Origin of the sequence: Staphylococcus coagulans, assembly GCF_022557135.1 — a bacterium.
GTDB classification, from domain to species: domain Bacteria; phylum Bacillota; class Bacilli; order Staphylococcales; family Staphylococcaceae; genus Staphylococcus; species Staphylococcus coagulans.
The window spans coordinates 2,253,171-2,270,424 of the sequence record NZ_CP092966.1; the positions used below are offsets into that span (position 1 = coordinate 2,253,171).

Annotated in this window: 18 protein-coding genes; 4 read left to right on the forward strand and 14 right to left on the reverse strand. The window is 36.5% G+C overall.

Going from position 1 to position 17,254, the window contains the following annotated elements:
• Nucleotides 1–33: 33 nt before the first annotated feature.
• The 14 genes from KM149_RS10810 to pta all read right to left on the reverse strand — a co-directional run bounded on the left by KM149_RS10810 (nt 34) and on the right by pta (nt 12,372).
• Complete coding sequence (locus tag KM149_RS10810) at nt 34–540, reverse strand: SA0570 family protein (protein ID WP_165545125.1); 507 nt, start codon at nt 538–540, stop codon at nt 34–36.
• Between the two features lie 85 nt (nt 541–625).
• Nucleotides 626–1,426, reverse strand: coding sequence for an alpha/beta fold hydrolase (locus KM149_RS10815; RefSeq protein ID WP_165545126.1), 801 nt, complete (start codon nt 1,424–1,426; stop codon nt 626–628).
• Nucleotides 1,426–2,130, reverse strand: a complete 705-nt coding sequence (locus tag KM149_RS10820) for an HAD family hydrolase (RefSeq protein ID WP_241415391.1) — start codon at nt 2,128–2,130, stop codon at nt 1,426–1,428. Before KM149_RS10820 ends, KM149_RS10815 begins: the two co-directional genes overlap by 1 nt.
• A 56-nt stretch (nt 2,131–2,186) precedes the next feature.
• Nucleotides 2,187–3,137: a FecCD family ABC transporter permease gene (locus KM149_RS10825; RefSeq protein WP_182280428.1), complete on the reverse strand. Its 951-nt coding sequence runs from the start codon at nt 3,135–3,137 to the stop codon at nt 2,187–2,189.
• A complete protein-coding gene (locus KM149_RS10830) occupies nt 3,127–4,008 on the reverse strand; it encodes an ABC transporter substrate-binding protein (RefSeq protein WP_165545128.1) in 882 nt (293 codons plus the stop codon). The genes KM149_RS10825 and KM149_RS10830 overlap by 11 nt, the downstream gene beginning before the upstream one ends.
• Nucleotides 4,009–4,252: 244 nt before the next feature.
• A complete protein-coding gene (gene argS / locus KM149_RS10835) occupies nt 4,253–5,911 on the reverse strand; it encodes an arginine--tRNA ligase (RefSeq protein ID WP_214971569.1) in 1,659 nt (552 codons plus the stop codon).
• 1 nt (nt 5,912) lies between these two features.
• A complete protein-coding gene (locus tag KM149_RS10840) occupies nt 5,913–6,323 on the reverse strand; it encodes a YwiB family protein (RefSeq protein ID WP_050331717.1) in 411 nt (136 codons plus the stop codon).
• A gap of 107 nt (nt 6,324–6,430) precedes the next feature.
• Entirely contained in the window at nt 6,431–6,949 is a 519-nt protein-coding gene (locus KM149_RS10845; RefSeq protein WP_050331718.1) for a YwhD family protein, read from the reverse strand.
• A gap of 208 nt (nt 6,950–7,157) precedes the next feature.
• Nucleotides 7,158–8,456, reverse strand: coding sequence for an HD domain-containing protein (locus tag KM149_RS10850; protein ID WP_050346044.1), 1,299 nt, complete (start codon nt 8,454–8,456; stop codon nt 7,158–7,160).
• 25 nt (nt 8,457–8,481) lie between these two features.
• Complete coding sequence (locus KM149_RS10855; RefSeq protein ID WP_050331720.1) at nt 8,482–8,961, reverse strand: GNAT family N-acetyltransferase; 480 nt, start codon at nt 8,959–8,961, stop codon at nt 8,482–8,484.
• A gap of 88 nt (nt 8,962–9,049) precedes the next feature.
• On the reverse strand, nt 9,050–9,586 hold the full coding sequence (locus tag KM149_RS10860; RefSeq protein ID WP_165545130.1) for a flavodoxin family protein: 537 nt from the start codon (nt 9,584–9,586) through the stop codon (nt 9,050–9,052).
• A 279-nt stretch (nt 9,587–9,865) separates the two neighbouring features.
• Nucleotides 9,866–10,198: a YuzB family protein gene (locus KM149_RS10865; protein WP_050331722.1), complete on the reverse strand. Its 333-nt coding sequence runs from the start codon at nt 10,196–10,198 to the stop codon at nt 9,866–9,868.
• Nucleotides 10,199–10,546: 348 nt separating this feature from the next.
• Nucleotides 10,547–11,383 (reverse strand): lipoate--protein ligase family protein, encoded by an 837-nt coding sequence (locus tag KM149_RS10870; protein WP_060830338.1) that lies wholly within the window; start codon nt 11,381–11,383, stop codon nt 10,547–10,549.
• Entirely contained in the window at nt 11,383–12,372 is a 990-nt protein-coding gene (gene pta / locus KM149_RS10875) for a phosphate acetyltransferase (RefSeq protein WP_165545131.1), read from the reverse strand. The genes KM149_RS10870 and pta overlap by 1 nt, the downstream gene beginning before the upstream one ends.
• Before the next feature lie 578 nt (nt 12,373–12,950).
• Here pta and hemQ point away from each other — a divergent pair.
• The 4 genes from hemQ to KM149_RS10895 all read left to right on the forward strand — a co-directional run bounded on the left by hemQ (nt 12,951) and on the right by KM149_RS10895 (nt 17,187).
• On the forward strand, nt 12,951–13,703 hold the full coding sequence (gene hemQ, locus KM149_RS10880) for a hydrogen peroxide-dependent heme synthase (protein ID WP_050331725.1): 753 nt from the start codon (nt 12,951–12,953) through the stop codon (nt 13,701–13,703).
• A gap of 413 nt (nt 13,704–14,116) precedes the next feature.
• Nucleotides 14,117–14,872, forward strand: a complete 756-nt coding sequence (locus KM149_RS10885; RefSeq protein WP_060830339.1) for a threonine/serine exporter family protein — start codon at nt 14,117–14,119, stop codon at nt 14,870–14,872.
• A gap of 12 nt (nt 14,873–14,884) precedes the next feature.
• Nucleotides 14,885–15,343, forward strand: coding sequence for a threonine/serine exporter family protein (locus KM149_RS10890; RefSeq protein ID WP_050331728.1), 459 nt, complete (start codon nt 14,885–14,887; stop codon nt 15,341–15,343).
• Nucleotides 15,344–15,645: 302 nt separating this feature from the next.
• A complete protein-coding gene (locus KM149_RS10895) occupies nt 15,646–17,187 on the forward strand; it encodes an SLC13 family permease (RefSeq protein ID WP_241415392.1) in 1,542 nt (513 codons plus the stop codon).
• The last annotated feature ends 67 nt before the right edge of the window (nt 17,188–17,254 follow it).

Consider the following 17,254-nt stretch of genomic DNA (forward strand, 5'->3'; position numbering starts at 1 on the left):
ACAAAAGATATCTTTAAAGGATGCCTCTTACGTTTAAGCTTCTAAATCAATGCGATAAAGTTTTAAGTGATGATCTTTTGGATTTTTAGATGCAAATTGATAAGCTACTTTGCCATCTACCACGTAACCATTATTTCCTGTCACAGAATTATAATGTGCACGTGTAATCGCTTTTTGGCTAACTTCTTTTTTTACATCCTCATAACTTGGTCCGTTGAGTGCTTGATAACTCATACTAATTCTTTTTACTTTAGACTGCTCACTTTGTCCATTTGTAGTTACAATCATAAGCCCTTTTTTAGTATGATACTCATAATAATGATTGTGTCCATAGGCTTGTTGCGTATGAATCCCTTTTCCTTTTTCACGAAAAACATCTTTCAAACTTTGACCAATTGTTACCCCTTCAATTGTTTGATCACCATTTTGTAATGCTTTAACTGACTCCAAATCATTTCCTGTCATTGCGTTTGCTGTTCCTGTGTACGTAGTCAACAATGTCACACATGCGATAAGTATTGCACTGACTAGCTTTTTCATAAAGCGCACACTCCTTTTTTATGCCGTTATCTTTAGTTATCCATACCCGTAATCACCATAAAATAACAATTTGATTACAAAAACATTACAACTCCATATGATGTGTCGTTCTTTGCATAAAATCTTTGACTTGTTTAAGAAATTTTTCTTTTTCTTCTACAAATGGGTAAACACCTGACTTATTAAATAATTCATATGTTGCATTTGGCATTAACTCTGCAACATGCTTTGACTCATTCGGTGTCACACGTTCATTTGCCTGACCTGCAATAATGAGCGTTCTCACGTGAATTTCAGGTAAAATCTTTTCTAATCCATTTTCCGTAAATGAATGATCAACAGCTGTTTTTTCATAATCTGTTAATAACGCCTCAGAATCATTCACATTTTTAAGAAATTTACGCACTTTTCCTTTAGAATGATATAAATGCTTCTCTAAAAACTTTTCTTGTTCAGATTCATTACATGTTCGAATTGTTTCTGCGTATTTGCGAAATAATCGCTCATGTGGTAATAAAGTATCATCAGCAGTAGGATTAATCAGTATTAACTCAGAAACTTTATTTGACGCACTCAAAGTCAAATCTAACGCGACCGTGCTACCTAACTCATTACCTATTACTGTCGCACTTTCAATGTAAAGAAAGTCCATTAGCTCTTTTATATCTTGGCTATATTCATGAAAATCAATCGCCAAAGGTTTATCAGAATAACCATGTCCACGTAAATCGATTAATATAACTTGAAAATAACGTGCCAATCGTGTGGCAATGTCTTCAAAAACCGTATGGTTCATATATATCGAATGTATCATAACGATGGGATAACCTTTACCCATTGAGCGATAATTTAATGCCGTACCATCAGATGTCCTAAATAGTTCCATTACTTTTCAGCCTCCCGCTTTACATTTAAAATATCTAACAACTCTTCAAGTGTTGTGATTTCATAATCCATTTCTGAATCTAGAGGAACGACTTCATCTTCTTGTCCTTCATGACGATACCAAACACTTACCATTCCCATCGCATGTGCGGGCGCAACATCGTTTAATGCATCATCCCCGACATATATAACCTCTTCGGGTTGAACATCTAACTTTTCTAAAATATCCTCATAAATACGTGGGTGTGGTTTGCGGAAGCCGACCGTTTCTGAAGTGGATAAATAATTGACGTATTCTTCAATACCTAGTGCATAAACACGATACTGTTTAATTTTAGATTTACCATTCGCAATAACGCCAATCTTATATCCCGCTGCTTTCAATCTTTCTAACGTATAGTTCGTGTCGTAAAATGGGAATACATAACGATAAAAATGCATTTCAAAGTCATGAAATAAGTCCTTCCAACTTAATCGATCAACGTTGAACTGCTTAATAATTTCTTTGTATAAGTCCGGTTTATCATGGTCTTCATCGTCATCTAATTCAATGAATTTTTTACGAAAATCCGAGGCCTGTACACGTACTAAGTAATCATGAAATCGCTCATACTGCTCTTCGATAAATTTATCTCGAGACTTTTTACGATCCAATAATGTACCTTCTAAATCAAATATTATTGCTTTAATTTGTGTTAAGTCCATTGATTTCCCCTCATTGTTATTCTTGAAAATTACATAACTCTATCATAGTCAATTGCCTATCGCCGTTCAACTATCATGAGATAAAACATTAAAGGAATACCTATTATTGCCAATACAATGCTTGCCGGTATTTGAATAGGCGCAAGCAATTGAGTGCCTAAGACGTCTGCTAATACCATCATGGTTCCCCCGATGACGAGATTAAGCAGCACTTTAATCGTAAGGGATTGTTGACTGATACGATGTACAAATTGAGGAATCACCATGCCAATAAATCCTATGACACCAACAAAGCCTATAATAACGGTTGAAATTGCCGTCGCCAATAATAAAACTACGATTGATAAACGTTCTACATGAAGACCTAAAGCAGCACTTGATAACGTATTCATTTGTAATAGCTTAATTTTAGGAAGACATATCAAAATTGCGCCTAATGTTAGACCTAAAACGATACTGACATAGATGACCTCGCGATATTCCGAAGCTGAAAAACCACCGAACATATAGGCAACGATATTTCGTAATTTTGTAGGATTAAATTGCACCATTAAAAATAATATCGCGTTTAGCAGAGAACCAATTAATATTCCGGCTAGAATCAGTGAACGCGTGGGATAACCGCGTGTTATGAAATATGCGACAGCAATCACAATGAAAAGTGAGACCATCCCCATTATCATCGCAAACGGGGCAATCCAACTAAAAGATAGGCCTAAAAGAACAGCGCATGCTGCACCCACTGTCGCACCATTTGCCAGCCCTAGCGTAAAACTGTCTGCCAGTGGATTGTTCAAAATAATTTGGAACATTTGCCCCGCTAAAGTTAAACCCATGCCTGATAAAAGTGCTAATAATACGCGTGGGAGTCTGACCTCTAATATCAATGTTGCCGCCAAAGGAGTTCCCCATTCAATTTGGCTAAGAAGGCCATACGCACAGACAACAATCAGTGCAATTATCCAAAGCATTATGCTGATTAAGCCACGCAAGGCCTTATTTTTCATATATGGCATCTCTTAACAATTTCATGGCATCATCTAAGCGTGGTCCAGGTCGAGACAACATATCATCATTTAAAGCCACGACGCTCTCTTTTTTCACTGCGCGAATTTGTTCAAAACCACCACGTTGTTTCACGCTTTGTTGATAGTCCTTTGTTGAAACGCCTGCAGTCGACACCATAACATCAGGATTTTTCTTTATAATTTGCTCTTTACTCACTTTCGGCCATCCTTCTGTATCATCAAATACATTTTTAGCGTGCAGTTGTTTAAGCATGTCATTCATAAATGTGCCTTTTCCAGCGGTATAAATTTCTGGTTCTGAAGCAATTTCAATAAATACTTTAGGCTCTTTTTTCTGTTTTGGAACACTATCTGTTACTTTCTTGATATTTGCTTTTGTCTCATCGATTAAATATTTTGCTTGTTTTTCTCTACCTGTAAGCTTTCCAATTTGTTCAAATGATTCATACATTTCATTAATTGATTGGGCATCTTTCACATATGCCACTTTAATACCACTTTCACTCAAATCTTTTAACACTTTTCCTTGTGTCGCTTTTTGAGATTCATGCGCTAAGATTAAATCTGGTTGCGCTTTAATCAAAGCTTCTTTATTTAAATGCATCGCATCAAATTTTTCCTTTTGTTTTACTTCCTTTGGATAATCATCCACTGTAGAAACGCCGGTAACTTTATCACCGATGCCTAATGCATATAATACCTCTGTGTTACTAGGCATCAAAGAAATAATGCGCTCTGGTACTTTACTCGTTGATTTTCCCGTATCCTTAGATTGATTTGCATTAAAATTACAGCCTGCAAGCACAACTACAATGAGTAGTAAGATGCTTATAAAACTTTTCCCCCTCATGGTTTCACTCCTATTTTAATTATTTCATATATCTTATCATTTTCTAAAGTTTAATGGTGCATAAAATTTATTTTCTATAATAAATAATGTAAAATTCGAAGCCCTATCACAATCATCCCTTGACCCAAAATCAATTTTTACGCATATTCGAAGATTGAATAACCAAAAAGAAGGCAGAAACCTATGTTCGTTTGCTAGATTTCTACCTTACTTTACTTTTAATTTTATGATTTATAGTCTAATTTTACATTTGTTCTGGTGCAGAAACGCCGACTAAATGTAATGCATTTCGTAAAGTGATACGCACTGCATCAACTAATGCGATGTGGGCCCGAGTTTTTGCATCGTCTTCTGTTAACACTTTTTCTGCGTTATAAAATTTATGGAAATGCGCAGCTAAATCTTGAATATAATTTGTCACACGATGAGGGGCTCTCGCTTCTGCTGCACTTTCAATCATCGGTTCAAATTCGGCGATTTTCTTTAATAATTCAATCGCTTTTTCATTTGTGATTGTTTGATAATCTGCACCTTTTTCTACTTGATAACCTTGTGCTGTTGCTTGTCTTAAGATAGAGCAAATACGTGCATGTGCATACTGCGCATAATATACAGGGTTATCTTGTGATTGCTCTTTTGCAAGCGCCATATCAAAGTCAAAATGTGTGTCTGGGCTACGCATTGTTAAGAAATAACGTGCTGCATCTACACCCACTTCATCCATAATTTCTCGTAGTGTAATGGCATTTCCTGTACGTTTACTCATTTTGACTTCTTCGCCATCCTGCATTAAACGTACCATTTGCATAATTTGTATTTCTAAACGATTACTATCAACACCAAATGTCTCTAATGAAGCTTTCAGACGATTAATATAGCCATGATGATCTGCGCCGAACAAGTTGATTAGTTTTTGATTACCGCGTTGAATTTTATCATAATGATACGCAATATCAGGTAGGAAGTACGTATAAGTACCATCCTTTTTGATTAATACACGATCTTTATCGTCTTTAAAATCAGTCGTACGTAACCACGTTGCGCCATCTTTTTCATACGTGTAGCCTAATTCATCCATTTTAGCGAGAACCGCTTTAATTTCATTTTTCTCATAGAGCGATGTTTCGCTAAACCAATGATCAAAATGCGTATTAAAATCAGCAAGATCCTGCTTTAATTTTTCCATTTCATAGTCTACACCTAATTTTCTAAACGTTTTTAAACGTTCATCTTCTGCTAAATCAACTAAATGCGGCTGTTTTTCTGCTAAATCTGCACCTATATTTTTAATGTCTTGACCATGATAGCCATCTTGTGGCATTTCCGCATCATATCCTAATTGTTGTAAGTAGCGTGCTTCAATGGATTTGGCTAGGTTTGTGATTTGATTACCTGCATCATTGATATAATATTCACGTGTCACGTCATAGCCGGCTGCATCAAGTACATTACTCAACGTATCTCCGACTGCAGCGTTACGTGCGTGCCCAATATGTAAATCTCCAGTAGGATTGGCTGATACATATTCAACTAGAATCTTTTCATTTTTAGGTTCAGCTACACGACCAAATGCGAGATCTTGCTCTAACGCTTGATCAATCACAACATTGAGATAACTTGGGTCTAAATAAAAATTAATAAACCCTGGTCCAGCGATATCGATAGATTTTACATGTGCCGCTTCCGTATCTAAATGGTCAACAATAAGTTGTGCGATTTCTCTCGGATTGCGCTTTGCTAATTTTGTTAAAACCATAGCGATATTTGTTGAATAATCCCCGTTTTTACTATCTTTTGGGATTTCAATTTTAATATCAGGAATTGTGTCCACGATTTGCGCTTGTTGAATACTATTTTTAATTTCTTGAACTAAAGTGTCTTTAACTTGATCGATAATATTCATCTTATATCTCCTTATATTTAATTTCGTATTGATATTTTCCAATCTGTTCATTTCCTTGAAATAAGGCGTAATACACTTTAAGTTTTCCACCATTTTCGCTCACAAAATGTAATATACTCATTGTATGGACGGTTAACACCATTTTACCATGCGGAAACTCATAAAATGTGGTCGTATCTTGACCTTCAACAAAATGAAGTGTCATATTGATATCACCTTTACGAATAATCTTGATACTGTCATCCGCTAATTTTACGGTCACATTTACAGCAGCGTCATCCACTTTTTCATGATATCGAATGAAGTCTGCATCTTTTTTCAACCATTGCCCAGTCGTTTGATGGGAGAAAATGTCCTTATCTCCATCTTTTTTTACAATTTGACGCACATCAACTTTGATATTATGTTCCACAGTGTCATTCACCTTACTTTATAGAATAATACAAGCCATTATATCACACAATACAATAAAGAAAAGAGAGCAAGACATCATGTCCGGCTCCCTTTTTCTGGAAAATGTTAGTTTGCTTCATCGTTCAGCGCTTGATGCAACGTCACATCTGAGTTGCGCCACATTTCAGGATGATGCGATTTTAAAAATTCAGCGAGGACTTTACGATTGTCCGCACCAATATGGTCGACAATGACTTTGTGCTTCATCGATTTATCCATCATATTCACATGTTCAGGCATACTTTTATATCCCCGACGAATTGACTTATTAACAAGCATATAAGCTGCAGTCACGCCAGCGTAATAGGGCCCTTGCTCTCCTCTTTCTGTTGTGACCCAACATAACCAATAGGCTTTTGCGCCATCAACATCAACAATTTCCTTGTCTGTTATCCATTTCACACCTCGCTCTACTTTAGCACGTGCATGCATCGCACCAATATCTATAAACGCTTCTTGTGCTTCGATATCAATAAAAACAGGTGCCACATTATCTAAACTAATGGAACCTAAATTCGTCCCTTTATGACCATCTAGCGGGTCTTTTTTAATAATATTAAAATTAAAGCCTTTTTTCTCCGCCATTGCATATCCCTCCATCAAACATGTTCTCTCAAATACAAGTGAAGGATAAAAATTGATTTGAAAGACGTCTTCCCAATCAGTAATAGTAATAAGAAGTATGCCACGCCTCATTCAAAGCGTATGCCCAATCCCCATCCTTAACGGCAACATAATCTTTTGTGCCCCTTCATATGAGGCAAAATGCATGGTTCTCTCAATCACTAATTGATTAATTCAACTCATTCAAAAGATTAATAATAGTACTTTTTATCTCGAGATCTTCAATATTAATAATAAGCTCTTTAGGATAATAGAGCTTATAGTCTTCACGTTTAATACCTGTAATACTTGAAATAATCAGCGATTGGCTACTAATTTCTCGAATACTACCATTATTTTGTAATAAATGTATCGGTTGTCTATTAGATCCAGGTCGGTCATAATCATAAGGTAAGTCTGAAAATGAATCACTGACAAAATAATAGTCAGGGTCGATACCCGCCTGTTGAAATAAATCGCGTAACTCAGTAATCGTAATAATGGAGCCATCAAATGGTAAATACTTAAATAAATCACGATTAATAAAGCGACGCGACAAATCACTTAAAATCGGATCCGTTTCTTCCATCCATTCTTTCAAGTAATATGTAACATCTGTTTCGTCTAATTTAATATATTCTTCAACTGTTGCTCTATTCTCAAAAAAAGGCACAAAATCTCTTGGAGAAATCTTAAAAGCATAGCCTTGCTCATATAAGTATTTCGCGCGTTTAAAACAATGATTAAGCAAAACCTCTCCACCACGACTCACAGGGTGAAAGTAGATTTGCCAATACATTTGATAGCGACTCATAATAAAGTTTTCAACGGCATGCATTCCGCTCTCTTTAATCAGTACCTCATCTTTCGAAGGGCGCATCAATCTTAAAATACGTTCCATATCAAACATACCATAAGACACACCTGTGAAATAAGCATCCCTTTGTAAGTAATCCATTCGATCTGCATCAATTTGTGATGAAATCATTGAAATGACTAACTTATTGTCATGCGTTTTATTAATCACTTCGGCGACTTCATTTGGAAACGTGTCACTGACACGTTTCAGTACCTTATTGACTTCCGTGTCTCCTACAATAATCGCCTGAGTATATGCTTCGTGGTCTGTATCAAAGATTTTTTCAAAACTATGGGAAAATGGGCCATGTCCTAAGTCGTGTAACAAGGCTGCGCACATCGCTAGTGGTCGATCTGCATCATTCCACTCTGGCCGTCCTCTAAACGATTCGTCAATCATGCGTCGAACAATCTCATAAACGCCAAGCGAATGACCAAAACGGCTATGTTCAGCAGTATGAAATGCTAAATTGAGCGTACCGAGTTGTTTAATTCGGCGTAACCTCTGGAATTCTTTTGTTTTGATTAAATCCCAAATCAATTGATCTTGTACGTGTATATAGCGATGAATCGGATCTTTGAAAACTTTTTCTTCTGGTAATTTACGTGCTGCATAAGTTGATTTCGTCAATCGAAAATCCTCCTTAATCGCAATTTTATCTCAGTCTTTTTTTCATAAGGGCGAGATGCATCGTTTCACCATACATCACATGTTCATATGTACGTAATACTTCAAAGCCTTCTTGTTCATAAAATGCGACACCTTTTTCATTTTGCGTATCGACTTCAAGGTAGACAGCATCATATTGACCATCGTAGTGCGAAAGTCCTTTTTCTAACAATAAACGTCCATAACCTTTATTTTGTGAGTGTGGACGCACATAATGCGCTGATAAATAAAGTTCGCTTCCTTGTATAAAGTTAGCGAAACCTACCACTTCTTTATCTTCAATTGCGACAATAAAGAGTTGGTCTTCTAATCTTTTACGCAAATGCTCTTCGTTATATGAAGCCGCGAGTAATTCATTCACAGTGGAAGCCGCATAAATATTCAAATACGTATTGTACCACGCTTTGGTCGCAACATCGCGGATACCAATGACATCATCAGGTGTAGCAATTCTTACTTCATACATTCAACATTTCGCTCCTTACTTGCATTATAGAATACATACTATTATACCATAAATGCACAATTAAATAGGATTGAAAATATTTATTTCGTCACGCGTAAAACTGGTTCCAACGCTTTGCTTCTTTCATTGCATAGCTATCATCACGAATATCTCCTGGGCGTTCTGCATAGCCAATTAAATAGTCTTGTAAATGCGCACCTAAATACTGCAAACTATATTCAATCTGTTGTACGCAAGGTAGCGCTTTAATTCTAGGACTATCGCCACCCACAATAATTAATCTAAAGTTGATTCTCGCCATTTTTTCTTTAAAATCAACGTAACGCGGATCTTGTAATGTTTCCGACCAATGGTCAATAAATGATTTTAATGTCGCACTCACACTGTACCAATAAACCGGTGAAGCAAATATCACTTCATCGCTTTGTAGCACTTTATCAATGACTTCTTGATAGTCGTCATTGTAATCTAGTATCGTTTCATGTTGATGTCTGACATCTCTCACTGGATTAAACTTTAATTTTGTCAAATTAATCCATTCATAGTCGTATCCGTTTAATGCTTCTTTAACCAGTGCAGCCGTATTGCCGTAATCTCGACTTCCCCCGAATAGCACCGTAATCATAAATTATCATCCCTCTTACTTTTTTGAATGTATGGATACTATTCCCATGTAAAGCGCTAAATATGCATGATTTCTTTTATCTTGCACCTGAACAAAGTTTTCAAAACCGACTATAACACATAAAAAAGGCTAAGACGTCATCACGTCTTAACCTTTTTAAGGATTTGAAATGACATCATTATTTCTAGGTGCGCCACACCGTAAAACAACGGCATATCCGTACATGTCTGTCGCCATTTCTCTCTTATTTATTTTGAATCAATTCAATGATTTAACCGCTTATTGACGTTTAGCGAGTTTTTCTTTCAGCTTCCGATCTTGTTCTTCTTTTCGACGCTTACGCTCCTCATTACGCTTTCTGAGACGTTCTTCTTCCTCTGGATCTCTTGGTTTTTGAAGTTGTTTCGTTACCTTTTCTATCAATTCTTCCTCAGTTTGCGCAGCGAGTGGTCGATTGTTAACAAACGCAAAAGTTTTACGTCTTCCTGGTCCACAGTATGATTGACAGCCCACTTCAATTTCCGCTTCAGGGTCTAACTTTTTAAGCTTTTGCGTCAATGTTTTAATGTTAACCGCTTGGCAATCATCGCAAACCATGAATTTATTTTTCACTTTAGCGTCCCACCTCTCAATTTTTTAACTCTATCCATTTTACTCTTTTTTCAATATTTTTCAAGTTACAAATCTTTAGAGATATGAACGTCAACCCATATTTTTACGCCACTTAACAACTTATTAAGATCGTCCCTCGCCCAACATTAAAGAACCTAAAAAAGGAGTGGAACAGAAATCGGTTTAATTTCGTTGTTCCACTCCAGCACAAATGACTAAAATTGAGTAAAGCTTGCTTCAAGCATATGTGCAATCCAGTCAGTTACTGCTTTTAATTTATTTAAAACTTTTCGTAGATTGAACCCTATATCTCATTAATATCGTTCATTTCAATCAATACAGCACTATTTATTCCATTTTTGCATTCATTTTCGCGTTACGCGCTAACATTCGTTCGTAATACCCTTCATAGCGCTCCCATTCAAATGAAGTAATTGGATCCATATTCAGTGTACCACCTAAATCTTTAATCGCATAAAGCAATTTAAACATGACCTCTTGAACAGTTAAAGAATGACCTAAAAGTTCTTCCAAAGATGCCATACATTCTGGCTCAATGCTTGGATACGTAAACTTTGTCTTCTCACCGTGAAGCGCATGTTCGTAAAATGCACGCATTAATTCAGCACGTTCACTGCCTGAGCCTTCAACACAAAGATAAATTTGCACAGCTATTCCACCTCGTACACGCCGTTGTGAGATGCCAGCAAACTTTTTATTATTGATACTCAAATCAAACTTACCTGGGCAATAAGAATGTTGAATTTCGTGTGTATCTATGTCTACATTTTCGTCTTCAAACATTTTGCTAATTAATAAGTACATCACTGTAAAAGCTTCATCGATAGAGGTTTCCGTTTTACCTTTAAACATCAGTGAAATGTTTAATACACCTTGATCTAAAACAACACCTAAACCACCTGAATTACGAACAATCGCATTATAACCACGTGTATCTGTCAAATATCGAATACCGTCTTGCAAATGAGGAAGTCGCGAATCGTGAATACCTAAAATCACTGTATGTTGATGAACCCATGTTCTTACTACATTCGGAGATAAATCTTTGCCCACACTTTCCGAAAACGTATCATCAAAAGCAAATGATTGCATAGGCGCTAAACCAGAAGAATGGTCAACATAGCGCCATGTGTGGCCATTAAAATACTTTGATGTTAAGTCCATTATTGTAAACTTTGTGCAGCAGTAATAATAGATAAGTTATAAACGTCTTCAGTTGAACAGCCGCGAGATAAATCGTTTACTGGTGAATTAAGTCCTTGAAGTACAGGACCTACTGCATCGTATCCTCCTAAACGTTGAGCAATTTTATAACCAATATTACCTGCTTCTAAGCTTGGGAATACGAATACGTTTGCATCACCTTGAATTTGTGCACCTGGTGCTTTTTTCTTCGCAACTTCTGGTACGATTGCAGCATCGAATTGGAATTCGCCATCAATGACAACGTCAGAAAGTCCTTCAGAAGCTATTTTTTCTTGAGCAAGTTGAACAGCTTCTACAACTTTTTCTGTATCATCTGATTTTGCTGAACCTTTTGTTGAAAAACTTAACATAGCTACGCGAGGATCCATTCCAAAGCTTTGTGCTGTTTTGGCACTTTCAACCGCAATTTCTGCTAAATCTGATGCTCCTAATTCTGGATTAATGGCACAATCACCAAAAATAAATTGTTGATCTTCTTTAATCATAAAGAACACACCAGAAGTTTTAGACACACCTGGTTTTGTTTTAATGATTTGAAGCGCGGGACGTACTGTATCTGCAGTCGAATGTGCTGCACCACTCACTAATCCATCTGCATAACCTGCGTAAACAAGCATTGTACCGAAGTAGTTCACATCGTTTAAGAACGATTGCGCTTGTTCTTCAGTTGCTTTACCTTTACGTCTTTCCACAAATTTCTCAACTAATTCGGCTTTTAAGTCACTTTTTTCAGGGTGAATGACTTTTAAGCCTTCAATATTTAAAGATTTGTCAGCTGCTAATGCATTAATTTTGTCCACATCACCTAAAACGATTGGTGTGACGTAATCAGAACCTTGCAATTCTACAGCTGCTGTTAATACACGCTCATCTTCACCTTCTGGTAATACGATACGCACATTTTTACCTGAAAGTTTGTCTTTTAAAACATCTAATAAACTAGACATTGTTGTCCTCCTCTGCTTTACTTCTCAATAATTTCCATCTATTATTATACGTTATTTAAGCATAGATTTCCATGCCACTCACTGTAAATCTAGGGATAGGGGGATCTAGTCAAATCCATTTCTATCCTGCATGTATAATTTTTGCGTAAACTCTAGTGAGCGCAGTTGATGGCTGGATTGCGCCTTCGCTTTTTCAAGCTTTGCGCAACCCTACACATCTTTGCTGGGGCAGGACAACGAAATCAAATAGATTTCTGTCCTGCATTTTTTGTTATCCATATTTCTTTGAAAGCGCAGTTGATGGCTGGATTGCGCCTTCGCTTTTTCAAGCTTTGCGCAACCCTACACATCTTTGCTGGGGCAGGACGACGAAATCAAATAGATTTCTGTCCTGCATCTTTTGTTATCCATATCTATTAGAAAGCGCAGTTGATGGCTGGATTGCGCCTTCGCTTTTTCAAGCTTTGCGCAACCCTACACATCTTTGCTGGGGCAGGACGACGAAATCAAATAGATTTCTGTCCTGCTCCCTTTATGATAAAATTTAATTATAATTCTATTTCTAAGGAGTGTTCTGAATGAGTCATGCAGCAGAGACTTTAGATGGTTGGTATAGTTTGCATTTATTTTATGCGATAGATTGGGCTTCTTGGCGTTTGGTTCCAGAAGCGGATCGTGAAGAAATGGTTGCTGCTTTCCATCAATTACTCGATCGTTTTGATCAAGCGAAGTCAGATCATAGTGGCGATCAAGTGATTTACAATGTAACAGGGCAAAAGGCTGATTTATTATTATGGTTTTTACGTCCAGAAATGAAGGATTTAACTGAAATTGAAAACGAGATTAATAAGTTAGCCATCGCTGACCATTTTATTCCTACATATTCATATGTTTCAGTGGTAGAGTTGAGTAATTATTTAGGTGGTGATTCAGAGGAAGATCCTTATGAAAATCCACATGTAAAAGCGAGATTATATCCTGAATTACCACATAAACAATATATTTGTTTCTATCCTATGAACAAACGTCGTAACGAAACATATAACTGGTATATGTTATCTATGGAAGAGCGTAAAAAGTTAATGTACAATCATGGTTTAATTGGTCGCAAATATGCCGGTAAAATCAAACAGTTTATTACAGGTTCTGTTGGCTTCGATGATTTCGAATGGGGCGTAACATTATTTTCTGATGATGTACTACAATTCAAAAAAATTGTTTATGAAATGCGTTTTGATGAAACAACAGCACGCTATGGTGAATTTGGTAGTTTCTTTGTCGGTCACCATTTAGATAAAGAAGGTATTAATACTTTAATGGCGATTCAATAATATAAGCTTAATAATAACGAGATGAATGTGCCGCGAGATACGCCTTGTAGCCCGTCACCAATCACATTTTGTTTCGTGTACTCTTTAAAGCTGAGGCGTTGTCACGTCTCAGCTTTTTTATGATTGTCAAATACGCGACTCTCCATATCTTTAAAAATTGTTCTTTCTATTTTTAATGGCCTTTCATTCTTCAACAAAGTCGATATTTATTTCAACATCTCTTATGCTATAATCGGTCTATATCAAAAAGGTGCTTTCCAATCAGCTTCAGCTTAATGGAACACTTTGTTTTCGATGGTTTTTATTTTCACAATATTAAGAAATTGATATCATTTAGACCTTTACTATTCATTATAATTACTTTGACCCAGGATAGGAGTTAACTATGACAGATAAAAAAGCAGGTGACATTGATGACCCAAATTATACCTTCTGATCGAGAAGTCACAAACTTAGTCATTTTAGCAGGACGCATTCTACTTGAATGTGGCGCAGAAGCTACGCGTGTAGAAGATACAATGAAACGCATTGCACAAAGCTATGGCTATGATGAAGCGCAAGGTTATGCCCTCAATATTTTTATTAATTTTTCTTTGTCACCTGATCATGATACACGCATGGTTAAAATTAAGAAAAATGACACTAACTTAAGAAACGTTTATTTAGTCAATCATATTTCGAGACAAATCGCACAGCATGCGATTGACTTTGATCGTGCATATAACATATTAAAAGAAATCGAACAAAAACAACCGCGTTACGCTTTAGGACATAAAATGCTATTTGCTGGCATGATTTCGCTAGGCTTTTCATATTTACAAGGTGCTTTTTGGATCGATGTTTTTCCAGCTGTTTTAGCAGGTGCACTAGGTTATTTTGTGACAGAATGGATGAAAAACAAGCAACTGACGCTCTTCATTCCTGACTTTTTAGGCGCCATTACAATTGGACTTATCGCCATCCCGCTCAACCATTGGTTAGGCAGTCCAAATATTGGAGCCACCATCACCGCTGCAGTCATGCCTATTGTTCCCGGCGTTCTAATAACAACCGCAATTCAAGACTTATTTGGTCGCCACATGCTCATGTTTACAGCAAAATTTTTAGAAGCAATCGTTACATCTTTCGCAATTGGTGCAGGTGTAACAACCGCGTTTTTAATATTATAGGGGGTGCTCACATTGACAATTGTCTTTATCTTTATATGTAGTTTTTTAACTTCATTTTGTTTTGCTTTTGTATACGATGCACCTACTCGACTATTTTTACCCGCTGGTTTATGTGGTGGCTTCGGTTATTTAACTTTCTTTGTTGCTAATGACGTTTTTACTATGGACAGTATCTATGCCAGCCTTTATGGCAGCTTTATTTTAGGAATTATTTCTCACATGATGGCACGCACGTATAAATCTCCTGTGATTATCTTTATGGTTCCAGGTATTATTCCTTTAGTGCCAGGAAGTATCTTTTTTAAAGCCACTCAACAATTGCTCACATTAAATTTTAATGAAGCCAGCGACATCTTTGTTCGTGCAACATTAATCGCCGGTGCAATCGCAGTAGGTCTTCTTATATCTGATCAAGTAGCCAAATCTTTTATTCGTAAACCTATTCAAATCTTAAAATCACCTCAAAAATAAATCATGATTATACTTAGCCCTGAAATGAATTGAATGCTATTCGTTTACAGGGCTTTTCCAAGCGCTAATATCTTTTTATACTATCTCACCTTGTTACGGGCCTTCTGCTTGCATTAACGCCCTTTCTAAAATATTTTTCAATTTATACACACTAAAAATATAAAGCGTTTTCATTTTGCAGATTAACTTCGCTGTTTATTGCTGAAACCCTCTAGATACGCCATTAATGAATGTGCTATACTATTTTCAAATATGATACTACTTATGGGATGGTGTATTAAAAACAAAGGGGGGGCAACATCATGAATAACTCTAATGAGTCACGATTGTTGACGTTTTTTACAGAGAAAAAGAAGGATCCTTCGTATACGCTTGCACAGTTAATCGGGCTAGTATTAGGACCCCTTCTTTTTGCGTTAATTTTACTATTTGTAAGACCTGACGACTTATCTTTTAAAGGCATTTATGTACTCGCTATTACAGCTTGGATTGCCATTTGGTGGATTACTGAAGCAATCCCTATTCCCGCGACAAGTTTATTGCCTTTAGTTTTATTACCTTTAGGTCATGTCATGGATAGTGCCACAGTTTCCGCTCAATACGGGAACGATATTATTTATCTCTTTTTAGGTGGCTTTATTCTCGCTATCGCAATGGAACGTTGGGATTTACATACACGGATTGCCTTAACAATTATTAATAGCATTGGGACAAGTACTGGGCGTATTTTACTTGGTTTTATGTTAGCAACTGGCGGTTTATCGATGTTTGTGTCGAATACAGCTGCCGTGATGATTATGATTCCTATTGGTTTAGCTATTATCAATGAAGCACATGCCTTAAAAACTGAAAATGACAATGAAGAAAGCATTTTAAAATTTGAGCGTGCGCTCGTTTTAGGTATCGGCTACGCAGGAACGATTGGTGGACTCGGAACACTTATCGGAACACCACCTCTTATTATTTTAAAAGGCCAATATGCCACACATTTTGGACAAGAATTAAGTTTTGGGAAATGGATGATTATTGGGATTCCAACTGTCATCTTACTATTATTTCTAGCTTGGCTCTATTTTAAATTTATCGCTTTTCGTCATGATATGAAGTCATTGCCAGGAGGCCAAAAGGTAATTAAAGATAAACTTGCTGAATTAGGCAAAATTAAATATGAAGAAAAAGTTGTATTTATTGTTTTCTTAATTGCGAGCTTCTTATGGATTTCACGTGAGTTTTTACTCTCAAAATGGGGAACTACTCAACTGGTAGCAGATGGTACGATTGCGATGTTTGTGGCAATTTTACTCTTCTTAATTCCTGCAAAAAATAAGCATAAACGTATTTTAGATTGGTCTATCGCAAAAGAATTACCATGGGGCGTGCTCATTCTATTTGGAGGAGGCCTCGCGCTCGCAAAAGGAATACAAGCAAGTGGGCTTGCAAAATGGCTAGGAGAACAAATGACGTTATTGAAAGATGTAAGTCCTATCGTTATTGTTATCGTCATTACAGTGTTCATCTTATTTTTAACAGAGATTACATCGAATACGGCAACTGCGACGATGATCTTACCGATTCTCGCTACGTTATCTGTTGCTATTGATGTACATCCATTATTATTAATGGTACCTGCTGCAATGGCTGCGAACTGCGCCTATATGTTACCAGTAGGTACACCACCAAATGCCATTGTTTTTGGTACCGGCAAAATAGAAATTAAAGAAATGGCCGTCAAAGGCTTTATCATGAACTTACTCAGCATTGTCATGATTATTGTCGTTGTCTATTTCTTATTACCTATTGTATTAGGTATAGATATTACACAAAGTTTGCCTATTAAAAAATAAGACGGCTGTTTAATAGCTCATATTACTTATATTCAAATTAAAAATGCCCTACAAAGTGTGCACTATA